This is a genomic window from Stutzerimonas stutzeri (assembly GCF_000935215.1).
In the GTDB taxonomy this organism is placed as follows: Bacteria; Pseudomonadota; Gammaproteobacteria; order Pseudomonadales; family Pseudomonadaceae; genus Stutzerimonas.
The window spans coordinates 1-13,388 of the sequence record NZ_JXXD01000147.1 but is presented as its reverse complement, the minus strand read 5'-3'; the positions used below and the strand labels follow the sequence as shown (position 1 = coordinate 13,388).

Here is a 13,388-nt window from a genome sequence, read left to right as displayed (position 1 = left end):
GGGGGGCAACCCCCCTTTGGGGGTTTGCCTTTCCTGGATTTGCCCTTGGGATTTTCAACCCAGGTGGTGAAGTACCTAGAAAGGAGAATGAGATGAAAACCTTCGAAGCTGGCTGCAAGGCCTACCATGCCGCCAATAGCGAACTGGAAGCCCACTACGGCTCAGAGCAAGGGATTGAGATCCGCAATAAAGTGCCGCATGTGGATCTCAGCCTGTATCTGGACCTCAGTAACACACCACACGCCTATGCGCTGCCGGCTATTGCTGCAGCGCAGAAAGCATCACTCGATGAGCAGGGGCCTGACTTCACGAAGAAGTATGAAGCCTTCAAAAATCGTACCGAGATGCTGGTCCAGGCTCGGTATCAAGCGTTTTGTGATGCTCTTGGGCTGCTTGGCGAAGAAATGGGTGCTGAGTACAAGTTCAATACCTCAGGGCCTCTGGATCAACGCATCGCAGACGTGCTCACCAAGGGTGACTTGCTTCGCAAGACCCTCTTGGATGGGTTTGGCTATGTCGATCTCCTCGATCTTGAAAGCAGCTTCTCAAAGGGCTTTTTCACGGTGACGGGGCTGACAAAAATAAAGCTCTACAACGACCTCAAGCTTTGTTCCCAGATCCGTGAAGGCGGAATCAGGATCAGCGCTGAGGAAAGAGTACGGCTTGGCTTTCATCAGGAGTAATCAGGATGAAAGTAATCGACGTCCAACAGCGCTCTGCCGAGTGGCACGCGTGGAGAAAGGGTGGTGTCAGCGCAACCAGTTGCGCGGTCATCATGGATCAGAATCCTGACAAGACGAAGCTTCAGTTGTGGCGTGAGCTGGTTGGACTTGATACACCCCCCGATCTTGCCTGCATTCCTCAGGTAAGGCGGGGCGTCAAGTTTGAGCCGGTTGCGCTTCAGGCGTTTGAAGAGCGGTACGGTCAGCTGGGGCTCCCGATCTGCGCAGAGTCTAGCGATTACCCGTTCATGCGGGCTTCGTTCGACGGGCTTCTGGCAGGTAATGAGCCGGTGGAGATCAAAAACCTCTCCGATGACAATCATCTGGAGGTTCTGGCGCTTCGAGAGAAGAGCAAGGCTTACAGGCTCTACCGCTGGCAGCTGTTGCACCAAATGATCGTTAGCGGGGCTTCACGGGGCTACCTGTGGTGCTGGTCGCCCAAGCACGAGCCTATCTGCCTGGTGGTTGATCTCAATGACGCAGTTGCGCAGCAGATCATTGCTGCGGAACGGCGCTTCTGGGATATGGTTGAGTCGCTTACGCCTCCCGAGGCGGACCCGAAACGCGACCTGATGCCTCACGCAAAGATCGACCACGACCGTTGGTCAACCCTCGCAGCGGTCAGGCGAGACAAAGAGAACGCAGCTTTGGCTGCAAAGAAGGCGCTGGAAGAGCTTCAAAACGAGATAACGGTCATTGATGACCAGATCCTCGCGTTGATGGGCGATTTCAAGCGCGCAGATGCGTATGGCGTTCGTGTTATTCAGTATGAGGTTCAAGGCAGGGTCAACTGGAAGGCGGTCGCAGAGAGTGTCTGTGCCGCAATCCCAGCGGATGTTGTCGAGTACCACCGTACTGACTCTCGCACTGCAACGCGTATCTCGGTTGATACCGAGTTCGACGAAACCACCTATAAGCCGGAAGTCATGCCGCAACCGCGCATGGCGAAAGGCCCCGTAGACACGCAAGCACTGCTTTCCGCAGGCGTGTTCACCTTCTAACCCAACCCGGCCTCGTGCCGGGTTTTTTATGACCAGAATCTTGTAGGTTTAGGCCGCAAATCGCTTTCGCAAACAGACATGATGCTCGGGTGAAAAGTCGGAGCATTCCTGTTCATGTTCAAGTTATTCAAGCAGCTCTTCGCGGGCAAACGCCGTCCCAGTCGGCTCATCAACCCGCCGCCCGACCCGCGTTTCGAGCACCCCGCCTATAAGAACATCCCGGACGATATCCGACGCGTGCTGAGCGATCCGTCGATCCTCAGAAACCCTCCCTACCAGGAAGGCTATTACGGCCTGATCTCGGGAGAGTTCTGCATGTACGAGTTCCAGTCTCGCCTTTTGCGCAAGCTCAAGGGGCAAGTAGGCCTCACGCCCGAGGACTATGAGGCCTATCTGAAGCCGATGTTCGTCGCGTATGCCGAGCTGGTCCACCTGCTACCCGCCTCAGAAAATCACCATCACAACACACCGGGGGGGCTTCTGCGTCACGGCCTGGAGTGCGCGGCTTTCATGCTGGACTGGATGGTTCTGACCAAGTTCGACCACGAATTGACGCCAGGTGAAGCGAGCAAACGCCTTCGACGCTGGTATGTGGCAGGCATCGTGGCCGCGCTGTTCCATGACGCCGGCAAGCCTCTGACGGACGTTACCGTCATGTCGTTCGACGGAACGAAGAAATGGGTAATGGGCACCGAAACCATTCATGAGTGGGCGGTCGCGAACAACCTGACTCGATACTTCATCAACTGGGAGCGCGGGCGTCAGAACAAGCACATCACTCACACCAATACTCTGATCGGAATCTACACCAGCGTAGAGTTGCGAAAGTGGCTGCTCGAAGGCGGGGCAGATATCTGGCAGGCCCTCTTGGACGCGGTAGCAGGCCAGCCTGGTCCTTTGACCGAAGCGGTGAGGGTTGCAGACTCACGCTCAGTAAAAGCAGACCGCGAGCGCGGTTCAGTCGCCGGTGCCAATACCAACACCGGCGTGCCGGTGCAGCGGCTGTGCGTAGATGCGATGCGCCAGTTGGTCGAAGAAGGATGCTGGACGCTCAACGAACCCGGCTCGCGGCTTTGGCTGAGCACCAAGGGGCTATTTCTCGCTTGGAGCACTGGGTCCGAGGACATCATCCATCAGGTAGTCAAGGACAAGGTAGGCGGCTTTCCGCGAGCGGAAAACACCCTACTGGCAGCTATGTCCGAGTACGAGCTGTTTGAGAAAAATGCAGACGGTTCGCCCATCTGGTTCGTGGCCCCACACCCACTGCTCAAGAACGGTAAGGCGCCATCCATCCGCTGCGTCAAATTCAAGAACCCCGACAACGTGTTCCCGTTCCTGGACGGAAACATCGCCCCGGTTTCAGTGACCATCGGCCGCGATGATGACGCCAAGGAGTACCTAACCAAGGAAGACGCAATCGCGCGTAAGGAACAGGAGAAGAAAGGCACGCAGGAAGACCTTTTTGGCGCGGCACCGCTACCGACCGCCGCTGCTACTGAGAGTCCCAGGGGGAAAAATCGCCCCAAGAAACCCGTCCCAGAACGTACCGGCGTATCTCTGCCGCCCGACCTCGAAGAGCGTGCGCGCCTCCTCAAGCAGGGCGCACAGCAGCCGGAAGAAGATGTTGCCGATCAAGCGCCCGAGCAGCAGCAGGACAATGCGCTCGATGACAATACTCTTGCCGCCATGCTGCACGAAATCAATGGCACAACTCCCGATCCGGCGCCGCCTCTATACCCTGTCAATGATGATGATCCCACGGCCGAGCAAGACCTTGGCTCGGTGGAACCGGAAGAGCCGGTTCAAAAGGTGAAACTCACCTTCAACGACATGATCACCAAGAAGCCCACCAGAGTCGATAAGGGCAAGGAAGGCAAGCCCAAGGCTCCGGCTGAAACCGCAACCCCAGAGCAGAGCACTGATGCGCTCGATATTCCGCCCAAATTCAAGAGCCTGCTGACAGATCAGGATCGGGCTTTACTGCAACGCAACCCAGAGGTTGGCAGCCGCCTTCTGCGCGTATTCGCTGGCGACACGGCGATCAAGGAAGTTCGCAATCGGGCATTCATTCCCCTGGCCGGGGACATGACGCTCGGCGATCTGCCGGCCATCGACCGGGCAGGGTGGTTATGGCGCGACTTCACCAGTTCCGAAGAGCAGATCACGCGCACCTTGCGCGGAACGGAAGGGTTTCTCGCCAGCAAGGAGATATCCCTGATCTATTGCCGATTGGCCCAGACCGACTGGTTCCCACTGTGCCTCGAAACACTCCCGAAAGAGCGTTGGCAAGACGCAGAAAAGCTTGCCGATCTACTCAAGGCGGTAGCGGTGGCAGAGCCATCAAAAGGTCGTGACATCTGGTCGATCACATTCCGAGCACAGGCCAAAGCAGCCGAAGCCGTGGGTGCCGATCTCGAAGCTTCAGAAGAAGCCCTTTTTTACTGCCTCGAAGCCGTAAAAGTCGGCCGCGAGAAAAAATACTACTTCCAGCTGGATAGCAAGGTGAACCGCTGATGGGTGACTGGAATTACACAAACCTCTGGCGCACGAATTACGAAGCCAGGGAGGTCGGTGCCTGGGGAGCGTCAATGCTAGCCAGCACAGGGGTCCAGGTACTAACAGGCATGCCGATGATGCCGTACCTGATCACGATGGGTGTTCAGGCGGGCTTCGCCCTATCTGCACTGCCGAGGGCAATACGCGTCCACCGGGCTAAGAAGTCATTGCTGGGTGCTCCGCTTACGTTCACCAGCGTCAGTGACATCGCTGCAATTGTTGAGGATAACCCCGACAGTTTCTATTACGGCCAAGCGTTTCAGTGGAGACAGCAGCACGGGCAGCATGCGTTTGAACTGCAGTCCCGAGACATGGCTGATGTGCTTGGCAAAAAAGGTCTGCGTGACCCAAATGTGAAGGGCAGCCGGTGGATTCACGGGCTTGGCATGGCCGAAGAAGAGATGTGTTTGCGACCTGCCGGCATGCGCGACATCCATACGCTGGTCACCGGCACGACCGGCGCCGGAAAAACCCGCCTTTACGATTTGGCCATCGCGCAGTGCATTCTGCGCGGAGAGGCAGTAATCGTCATAGACCCGAAGGGTGACAAGGGGCTCGCCGAAACCTGCCGACGAACGTGTGAGTTGATGAATGAAGGTGAGCGGTTCAAATACTTTCATCCAGCATTCCCGGACGACTCTATACGCCTGTCATTGACACGCAACTATGGTCGGGCAACGGAACTGGCATCGCGCGTTGCGGTGCTCATGGCGTCGGAGTCGGGCGATCCATTCCAGGCGTTCGCGATGATGGCGCTCAACAACGTCATCCAGGCCATGCTGATCATCGGAGAACTTCCCAGCCTCTTGAGCCTACGCCGAACGCTTGAAGGGGATATACCCGGCCTCACTATCCGGGTCGTAACTGCCTACGGTAGGAAGATCCGCGGTGAGAAAATTTTTGATGCTGCTATTGAGCAAGCTTGCTCGACGGCCAAGGTAAAAAATCCAGAGGATAAGGCGAAGGTACTGCGAAAGCTGTACTACGCGGATCTGATCCACGAGGCGCCGAACTCTGACCTTGAAGGCCTGCTGACGATGCTCGAACACGAGCGGGCTCACTTCAGCAAGATGATCGCCGGTTTGCTGCCGATCCTGGTCATGCTCACGGCCGGCAGGATGAGCGATCTTCTTTCGCCTGCGCATACTGTCGATGGAACGGATGCGTACCAAGACTTCAGCGACATGAATACCGTGATCAACGGTAAGCAGGTGCTCTACATGGGGCTCGACTCATTGTCGGACCCCATGGTGGGCTCTGCTCTTGGTTCGCTGGCTTTGGCAGACCTCGCATCTACTGCGGGAGAGATCTACAACCACAGGCTTCCGGTGCCGGTGAACATCTTCGTGGATGAAGCGGCCGAGGTGATCAATGACCAGCTGATCCAGCTGCTCAATAAGGGTCGCGGCGCCGGCATCAACCTGTTCATCGCAACCCAGACGATTGCGGATTTCAAGGCGCGCATGGGTGATGAATCGAAAGCCATGCAGGTGCTGGCGAACGCGAACAACATCATTTCCCTGCGGGTGCTGGACACCGACACTCAAGAATTCATCGCCAAGAAACTGCCCATGACCCGCTACAAGTACGTCATGCGCACACAGGGCAACAGCGCCGGTGAGGGCGGCGTCATCACCGGGGGCAACCAGGGTGAGCGACTGATGGAGGAAGAGGGTGAGCTATTCCCTTCGGCCCTTCTAGGCAATCTGCCTGACCTCGAATATCTGGCCATTTTCGCGGGCGGTGACGTGCGGAAAGGCCGTCTGCCAATTCTCAATTTCCAATCGAAGTAAGGGCTTGATCATGTCCATTACCCGGACCATCGAGATTCAGCGCAGCCTGCAGCTCGACGATAAGACCATGGTTATCCTGCGCAATTTCGACATTGACTGGAATTGCGGAACACGTTTCATCCTGGCGCTCATCAAAAGCGGCGTAACCGGCCAGCCGGTGGCAAACGCGCTCAGCGAGGCGCTGTTTGAGTACAAGATCATGTGCCAGCTGGGCGTCAGCGATTACGAGCGCCTGTACCACCTCTTCTACCAGCTTTTCGCCAAGCTGCAGTCGCAAGGGGTATCGGTGACCAACGACACGATCTCAAGCCTGTGTCAGCTTGCAGTAGTGCCTGATCCGATTCGGGAGCAACTGATCAATGGCTGAGGTTATTGAAGAGAAGTGGCCGAAAGGGCTCGTAGCGTCCCTTTTCTTCCTGTTCATCATGGTGCTCATGCTTGCGGTTTTTGCGCCCAACCCCATGATCGATACCGTGATGCAGAAAGAACGGCAGTGGAGCGTGTCGCTGCTGCCTCAGGACGATCTGAAGCGCATAGATGAAACCACGGCCAGCATCTACACCGCTCTGGTCATCGACTCGGGACTCAAGTACCACATATCCGGGATGTTCATGCGCAGCGGCCCCTCTACCGTGGACTCCTTTGAAGAAAAGGTGGGCTGGTGGTTTGAATACCTGGATTCACGAGGTGTGGCACTGCAGAAGATCACCTATCAGATCCTCTATCGGGCGGTGCTGATGACGTACTGGATGCCGTTCTTCGCCGTAATGGCAGTGCCGGCTATTTTCGCCGGGTTCATGCGCTGGCAGGCGAAGAGGCACGGCTTCGATTACTCATCGCCGTTCTGGAATAACAACGCGGTAAGCCTGATGGGATGGGGCGGCATCATGCTTGCGCTCAGCCTGTTGGCGCCGCTACCACTGCCTCCAATGGTGGTTTGCACAGCGCTGATCATCATTCTGCCAATCCTGCTGTCGGTCCTGATCAGAAACCTGCCCAAGCAAATCTAAACCTACAACAAACGTGTCAGATTAGAGGCCAATTTGGGCGTTGAGCAATTCACACTTTGCACAACGCCCAGATAGGTTCTGATCCATGTCCGCATCTATACCCTTGATCATCATCTCCACCGGCCTTGCTACTGCGCTAGCGGTAGGCGCTTACCAGCATTTTGAGACTGTGGGGGCACTTCAAGATCAGATTTCAGAGCTTGAGGTCGCGACTCAAAAACCTCTGACCTTTGAAGAAATGGACGAGCTGAAAAACATGTTCATCGGTGAAACGAGCAAGAGCGCTCCCAGCCAGGGGCAGGACGGTTCGGCCCCGGATAACTGGATCTATGGCAACACCAAAGCCCGCTTCACCCTGGTCGAGATGACGGATACCGAATGTCCCTACTGCAAGCAGCATTTCCCCGTTATCAAGTCGCTCATCGACTCATCTGGCGGGCATATCAACGCTGCGTTGATGCATGTGCCGGCCTTGTCTGAGGCATCCCGGCAGCAGGCGCTGGCGATTGAATGCGCCGGAGAGCAGGGTGGTTCAGAAACGGCATGGAAGTTTGCGCAGCGAGTGTTCGACACGACGAGGGGAAATGGGCAGGGAGTCGCCGCATCATTGAGCAGTTATGCAGCTGAGATGGACATCGACCGGCAGCGCTTCAGTCAATGCATGGATTCTTCGCAGGTAGTAGAGCGTGTCATCGCCGATATGGATCACGCGATTCGACTGGATATCAAGCAAACCCCCTCGACGATGGTGATCGACAACCTCACCGGCAACTCGATTGTTCTGCAGGGGGACAACTCATCCCATAAGGGCATCCTCGATGCCATGGAACAGGTCAGCAAAACAGGAGCTGCACAGTGAGTGACGAACCTACCAAGATCCCCGCGCATATCGACGAGCCGCCCTATCTGCTGTTCTGGCGTATAGACGAGGTTCTGCCCATCGGCGTTGGCCTGGTTGCCGGCATCCTGCTCGCACAGCTCACCATTTGCCTCGGCCTGGGGCTGGTCCTGGCGCGCATCTATCGTCGCTACTGTGACAACCGACCCGATGGCTATCTACTGCATGCAATCTACTGGTACATGGGAGCCATTGGCTTCAAGCGCAACCGCAGCATGCCTAACTCATACGAGCGAGATTTTATCTGATGCTTCTATCCAATCTGAAAAACTCATTCGACGGGATGCGTGGAGAAAACAAATTCCTGCGGCTGATCCTTTTTGCGATGACTGTCGCGCTGATTGCAAGCTCGTGCTCTGCCATGAAGAAAGATCAGATCATCACGGTGGTACCTCCGACGCTGACTGAGACGGCGTGGGTCAGCAAGACCCAGAGCAGCAGTGAGTACACGACCGCGTGGGCCATGTATGTAGGCATGCTGCTGGGAAACGTGACGCCTGAGAACGCAACCATTATCAAGGATGCCCTGGGGCCTATCCTCCACCCTGATATTTACCAGTCCACGATGGAAGTGCTGGACAAGCAGATATTTCAGATACGTCAGGACAGGGTGACCCTCTCGTTTGAGCCGCAGAAAGTGCTGCGCGATACCGTCAATGAGCACCGCTTCTTCATCACAGGCAACTCAGTCAGCGAAGGCCCAGCAGGTGGAAAGCGGCGATCAAACCGGACCTACGAGGTGGACCTTCAGATCAAAAACTACAAGCCAGTTATTACTTGGATAAGCACAAATACCGGCGATGCGCGAACACAGGACGTGATTGATCGTGAGGCCAAGATGGAACAGAAGCTCAAGGAACGTGAGGAGCGTCGTCGTGGCTGAAATTAGTCAGGAAGAGGGGACAGCGATGATGGAAGGTCAGTGCGAGTTGTGTCGTGAAAAAAGCAAGCCGTTTTCTCAGTGGCCCAGAAAGCAGCAGATTGCGGTAATCGTAGCGGTAACGATCTTCTTCGGAATGATCATCATCCTCCCCCCCAACAGCCCCTTTTCCGACTGGCTCCAAGAAAAATCACGAGAAGAAAAGGTTGAGCTGATCGGCCAAAGGATGAGCGTGATGGCTGACGCCGGCAGGCCGGAAGCGGTCATTTGGATGGCCCGGCATTTTCCAGATGTGCCAGAGCGGCGCAAAGCGCTCGAATCCCTGGCATCGTCCGGTCACGGTGAGGCGTTGGTGCTGCTCGCAGTGCTCACAGGCCGTACCGATCCGGCGAAGGCCCGGCGTTTCATTGCCAAAGCAGCAGAGGCTGGGAACCCTGAAGCGGTACTAGCCGTCGCACGTAACCCAGAACGCTTCAAATAGCACGTTGGGGCCAAGCCAGTGACAAGAAACCCGGCGCCTGCCGGGTTTTTTTTGCTTACCAGAATGTTGTCGAATTAGAGCCCATAGCGCGCGCTCAACTCGGGAAAATGGGTCATCAGTGATCTGAGGCCTTTCGATGAAAACCCGACCGCAAAACAATCCATTCGCACTGGGCACGCTCGTCGCAGCGATGACCATCGCGCCGCTGGTGCACGCTAGTGAAGAAATCAAGATCCCTGGGCTGAACATGCCCGTGGCTGCCAGCGTTCAACCTGTTGAGCCGCAGACCGCGCCTGAGGCCAAACAGAACAAGCATGAGGGCCAAGTAAACCCTGGGCAATCCGCAGCTCCCGCTGAGGCCGCAGAGGCGCCCAAACGTCTTGTTCTGGTTGAGAACAGCGCCAAAGACCTACCCCCTGTTCCAGCCAGTGTCGTGCCGCAGCGGCAGGCCCCGCACAAGCCGGTGGAAACTCGGCAGGATGTTGTCGTTGCATCAGGCACCAACACGCTGATCCCAATCAGTCGTTCCCAGATTAATCGGCTGGTTACGCCCTTCGACAGCCCGAACATCCAGACCGTAAGCCAGGCCGAAATCTCTACTAGCGGCAATGTCATCTACGTCACCACGCAGGATGATCAGCCGGTCACGATGTTCGTGACACCTGAGGATGATGAGTCTGTCGCCATCTCCCTCACGCTTTTGCCTCAAAGCATTCCCCCGATCCAGGCAAACCTCATCTTCGGCCGCAGCATCCAGGGCGGGGCTGTGGGTATGCCGGCGATGGGCTCGACTGCCTACAGCGGAACCGCTCGCAAGTGGGAGCGCAGCCAACCCTATATGGACACCCTGCGTTCGCTCATGCGCGAAATGGCCGTGGGCAAGCTGCCTCGCGGATACAGTTTCGGCGCACTCAGGTCGGGGGACAGCATCCCGGCCTGTGCTCAGCCTGCACTGAGCTTTGATTTCTCAAAGTCTCAGCTGATCCAGGGCCACGACTTTCGGGTTTACGTGGCTGTAGCGGAAAACATCTCTGGCCAAACCGTCGAGTTCGATCATGGAGCGTGCTCGCACCCGAATCGCGCAGCTGTAAGCAGCTGGCCTCATGAAATGCTTGAGCCAGGCCAGAAAACCGAAGTGTTTGTAGTAACGCGAGTCCCGGCTATCACCGCCGACACCTCCGTGCGCCCGAGCCTATTGGATTAAGGAGAACACAGTCCATGGAATCCATTCGCAACGCGATTGCAGGCTTGTCGCCAAAAACGAAGATGTACACCGCAATCGGCGGAACCGTGTTGGTAGTCGGTACGCTGGTGGGATACGCGATGAATCTCGCAACGCCTGAGGCGCGCTCCAGAGAGGCCGTGAGGCCAGCAGTTGCAGCTGTGCTTACCGACGAAGATCCGCGTGCACTCGGTATCGATGCAATGGCTGCACAGCTTCGGCAGATGCAGGTAGAGCAACAGCGGCTGCAGCGCACCCTTGGCGCCTCCGATAAGGATCGCAAGCTGGTTGAAACACAGGAAAAGGTCACCAGCCTCGAAGAGCAGATCAAGCTGCTACATCAAGAGATTGGACGCGTTGGCCGCAATGTAGAAAAAAACTCTGAAAGCAGCAGTAACGATGCTGGTTCAGTGAAAGAAGCCGCGACGGCGCTGATCCCTGAGCGCAATCCTCACTTCGTGCAACAGGCGACAAACTCAGCTGATGCCCTGGGAGACGTTTACTCGAATCTCCCGCCTCCACCGCCAGTCGATCCACGCGCGCGGAGCAGTGAGAAGGTCGAGGCACCGAAAATCCGAGTCATCCGCAACGAGAAGGCCAAGGATGAAGATCAGGAGGATAAGGAGTTGTCGGTGACCATCCCGGCCGGCTCGATCCTTTCTGGCGTACTGGTTACCGGCATGGATGCACCTACCGGCAAACAGGCTCAGCGTGACCCATTCCCATCGCTGCTTCGAATCAAGAGCGAGGCCATTCTGCCCAACCGTTTCCGGGCCGACTTTCGTGAGTGCATGTTGATTGCAGGAGGTTGGGGAGACCTTAGCTCCGAGCGCGCATACATGCGAGCCGAGCGTATCTCCTGCGTGCGTAATGACGGCACGGTGCTTGAGGCCCCTATCGAAGCTTACGCCACTGGCGAAGACGGCAAGACGGGGCTTCGGGGACGACTGGTCAGCAAGCAGGGGCAGCTCATCGCGCGCAGCCTGATGGCAGGCCTCATGGAGGGGGCCGCGTCAGCGTTTGATGTACGCCAGGTGCCATCGATCAACATCACCCGTGGTTTCCAGGACGGTGGCGAAACGCAGGCGCCTGTTTACGAGCAAGCCTTTGATTCGAATGCGCTACAAGCCGCTGGTGCCCGTGGTGCCGGATCAGCCTTGGAGCGTATTGCTGATTATTACCTCGAAATGGCTGAAAACATCTTTCCTGTTATTGAAATCGACGCAATGCGAAATGTTGATTTCATCGTAAACAAAGGGATGACTGTAAAGTTCAACTCAACAACCCTGAAAGTTGCAGACGTAAATTAAGGAAATTGACATGTATAAACTAATCGCAATATATGCTGCAGCTTTCGTTGTGACTGGGTGCTCGAACATGCTCAGCATCGGCTCAACAGAATATGCTTGTAAGGGCATGCCAGAGGGTGTGTCTTGTATGTCTGCAAAGGACGTTTACAGCGCTACGGAAAATGAGAACTACAAGACCATGCTGCAGGCAGAGCAGCAAGCGGCGAAAGAAGGCTCTGATAAAAGTAATAAGACAGATGGAGAGCCATCTACTCGCGTCCTATATGCCGAAGGGGCAGACAACGCTCCCATCCCTATGCGCGCTCGAAACCCGCTTCCGATTCGCACCCAGGCTGTTGTTATGCGAATTGCAGTAGATCCTTGGGAAGATGAAAACGGTGATCTTTATGTGCCTGGCTTTATCTATACGGAGATTGAACCGAGGCGTTGGGAGATCGGGTCGAGGCAGAACATCAAGTCGCACACATTAAAACCTCTTAATTGAATATATATCGGGCAGCTTAATAGCTGCCCTTCATGCTTTGGGGGCGGGTATGTGGAACAAAGTAGTACGTTATATATTTCTCTTCGCGTTAACCCTGTTCAGCGGCAATATAATGGCGGCATGTGTTTATAACAAGAATCAAGCGACTTATGTAAGCATTGCTAGCAATAGAAGCGGTGACGGGATGATAAGTACATCGTCCCAAATGTACTTTTATAAAGGAATACCAATTCTATTATCAAACGGGAACTATTACACAAGTCATCCTGCATCTGGGTCGATTGGCGGTCAGACCTTTACTAGAGGGAGTTTAAAAAGCTCTTATACAACGACAGGCATTTATCCCGTCGAAATGAAAGAGTATGAAATATGCTTCAACTTCACACCTGCAAATTCAGACCCCACTAGAACATATATTGACACCAAAAGCTTCTTCAAATATAGCACTAAACAAGCCCATCACAACGGAGAGCTTATTGGTGGGCTGTCGCAGATATATGTCCCCCCCATGTCTTACATGCCGGGAGGACACGTCTTGTTTAAGAATGGATATATATATTATGGTCCTGAAGCTGGGAGTGGTGATCTACGTGAGCTTTCTACCGATCATCCAATAGTGACTAATGCCGCGCCAGTTTCTCATAACGGTAGTATCTTAATGGCTGAGGATACTACGTTCTCTACTAATCTTTCAGGTTCCGATCCTGATGGAGACAGTCTCACGTACCATTTGGTTACCCCACCCAGCAGTAATCATGGCACTGTTTCAATTAGTGGTGGCAAAGCTACGTTTACGCCCAAAGATGATTGGAACGGAAATACATATTTTACTTTTCGTGTACGCGACAGCGGTGGGTTATACTCGAACATATCTACAATAAGCGTAACTGTAACGCCAGTTAATGATGTTCCAAGTGTGATCGACCACAGCTTGAGTCTTGATGAAGACACCATGGGTACGCATACACTAGAAGTGTCGGACGTCGATCTGCAGTTCGAGGGCGACAGCCATACTTGGAGCATCGTAACCG

14 protein-coding genes are annotated in these 13,388 nt (G+C 55.2%); all 14 read left to right on the top strand.

Annotation, left to right across the window (positions count from 1 at the left end; genetic code table 11):
- Positions 1-683 (top strand): hypothetical protein (locus LO50_RS15810; protein ID WP_236690597.1); only part of this gene is annotated, 683 nt, incomplete at its 5' end.
- 5 nt (positions 684-688) lie between these two features.
- A complete protein-coding gene (locus LO50_RS15805) occupies positions 689-1,723 on the top strand; it encodes a lambda-exonuclease family protein (RefSeq protein ID WP_044315600.1) in 1,035 nt (344 codons plus the stop codon).
- 114 nt (positions 1,724-1,837) lie between these two features.
- Entirely contained in the window at positions 1,838-4,237 is a 2,400-nt protein-coding gene (gene mobH / locus LO50_RS15800) for a MobH family relaxase (RefSeq protein ID WP_044315599.1), read from the top strand.
- Positions 4,237-6,072: a conjugative transfer system coupling protein TraD gene (gene traD / locus LO50_RS15795; RefSeq protein WP_044315598.1), complete on the top strand. Its 1,836-nt coding sequence runs from the start codon at positions 4,237-4,239 to the stop codon at positions 6,070-6,072. Before mobH ends, traD begins: the two co-directional genes overlap by 1 nt.
- A gap of 10 nt (positions 6,073-6,082) precedes the next feature.
- The gene (locus LO50_RS15790) at positions 6,083-6,439 is read left to right on the top strand and encodes a hypothetical protein (protein WP_152623985.1); all 357 of its coding nucleotides are present in this window, start codon (positions 6,083-6,085) and stop codon (positions 6,437-6,439) included.
- Positions 6,432-7,082: an IncC plasmid conjugative DNA transfer DtrJ family protein gene (locus tag LO50_RS15785; RefSeq protein ID WP_019406473.1), complete on the top strand. Its 651-nt coding sequence runs from the start codon at positions 6,432-6,434 to the stop codon at positions 7,080-7,082. Before LO50_RS15790 ends, LO50_RS15785 begins: the two co-directional genes overlap by 8 nt.
- A gap of 103 nt (positions 7,083-7,185) precedes the next feature.
- Positions 7,186-7,941 (top strand): DsbA family protein, encoded by a 756-nt coding sequence (locus LO50_RS15780; protein WP_231098854.1) that lies wholly within the window; start codon positions 7,186-7,188, stop codon positions 7,939-7,941.
- The gene (gene traL, locus LO50_RS15775; RefSeq protein ID WP_019406471.1) at positions 7,938-8,228 is read left to right on the top strand and encodes a type IV conjugative transfer system protein TraL; all 291 of its coding nucleotides are present in this window, start codon (positions 7,938-7,940) and stop codon (positions 8,226-8,228) included. The genes LO50_RS15780 and traL overlap by 4 nt, the downstream gene beginning before the upstream one ends.
- Positions 8,228-8,863 carry a TraE/TraK family type IV conjugative transfer system protein gene (locus LO50_RS15770; protein WP_019406470.1) on the top strand — a complete coding sequence of 212 codons (636 nt, stop codon included), beginning with the start codon at positions 8,228-8,230 and terminating at the stop codon, positions 8,861-8,863. Before traL ends, LO50_RS15770 begins: the two co-directional genes overlap by 1 nt.
- Complete coding sequence (locus LO50_RS15765; protein ID WP_019406469.1) at positions 8,856-9,341, top strand: SEL1-like repeat protein; 486 nt, start codon at positions 8,856-8,858, stop codon at positions 9,339-9,341. Before LO50_RS15770 ends, LO50_RS15765 begins: the two co-directional genes overlap by 8 nt.
- Before the next feature lie 136 nt (positions 9,342-9,477).
- Positions 9,478-10,545 (top strand): TraK domain-containing protein, encoded by a 1,068-nt coding sequence (locus tag LO50_RS15760; RefSeq protein WP_019406468.1) that lies wholly within the window; start codon positions 9,478-9,480, stop codon positions 10,543-10,545.
- Between the two features lie 14 nt (positions 10,546-10,559).
- On the top strand, positions 10,560-11,873 hold the full coding sequence (locus tag LO50_RS15755; protein WP_044315596.1) for a TraB/TrbI/VirB10 family type IV secretion system protein: 1,314 nt from the start codon (positions 10,560-10,562) through the stop codon (positions 11,871-11,873).
- Positions 11,874-11,883: 10 nt separating this feature from the next.
- Positions 11,884-12,357 carry a type IV conjugative transfer system lipoprotein TraV gene (gene traV, locus LO50_RS15750; protein WP_044315595.1) on the top strand — a complete coding sequence of 158 codons (474 nt, stop codon included), beginning with the start codon at positions 11,884-11,886 and terminating at the stop codon, positions 12,355-12,357.
- Between the two features lie 49 nt (positions 12,358-12,406).
- On the top strand, positions 12,407-13,388 hold a 982-nt coding region (locus LO50_RS24745; RefSeq protein ID WP_162836515.1), incomplete at its 3' end, for an Ig-like domain-containing protein.

Excerpts from the sequence above, each read along its gene's own strand:
- LO50_RS15805 (WP_044315600.1), top strand. The coding sequence starts at position 689 with ATGAAAGTAATCGACGTCCAACAGCGCTCTGCCGAGTGGCACGCGTGG.
- mobH (WP_044315599.1), top strand. The coding sequence starts at position 1,838 with ATGTTCAAGTTATTCAAGCAGCTCTTCGCGGGCAAACGCCGTCCCAGT.
- traD (WP_044315598.1), top strand. The coding sequence starts at position 4,237 with ATGGGTGACTGGAATTACACAAACCTCTGGCGCACGAATTACGAAGCC.
- LO50_RS15790 (WP_152623985.1), top strand. The coding sequence starts at position 6,083 with ATGTCCATTACCCGGACCATCGAGATTCAGCGCAGCCTGCAGCTCGAC.
- LO50_RS15785 (WP_019406473.1), top strand. The coding sequence starts at position 6,432 with ATGGCTGAGGTTATTGAAGAGAAGTGGCCGAAAGGGCTCGTAGCGTCC.
- LO50_RS15770 (WP_019406470.1), top strand. The coding sequence starts at position 8,228 with ATGCTTCTATCCAATCTGAAAAACTCATTCGACGGGATGCGTGGAGAA.
- LO50_RS15760 (WP_019406468.1), top strand. The coding sequence starts at position 9,478 with ATGAAAACCCGACCGCAAAACAATCCATTCGCACTGGGCACGCTCGTC.
- LO50_RS15755 (WP_044315596.1), top strand. The coding sequence starts at position 10,560 with ATGGAATCCATTCGCAACGCGATTGCAGGCTTGTCGCCAAAAACGAAG.
- traV (WP_044315595.1), top strand. The coding sequence starts at position 11,884 with ATGTATAAACTAATCGCAATATATGCTGCAGCTTTCGTTGTGACTGGG.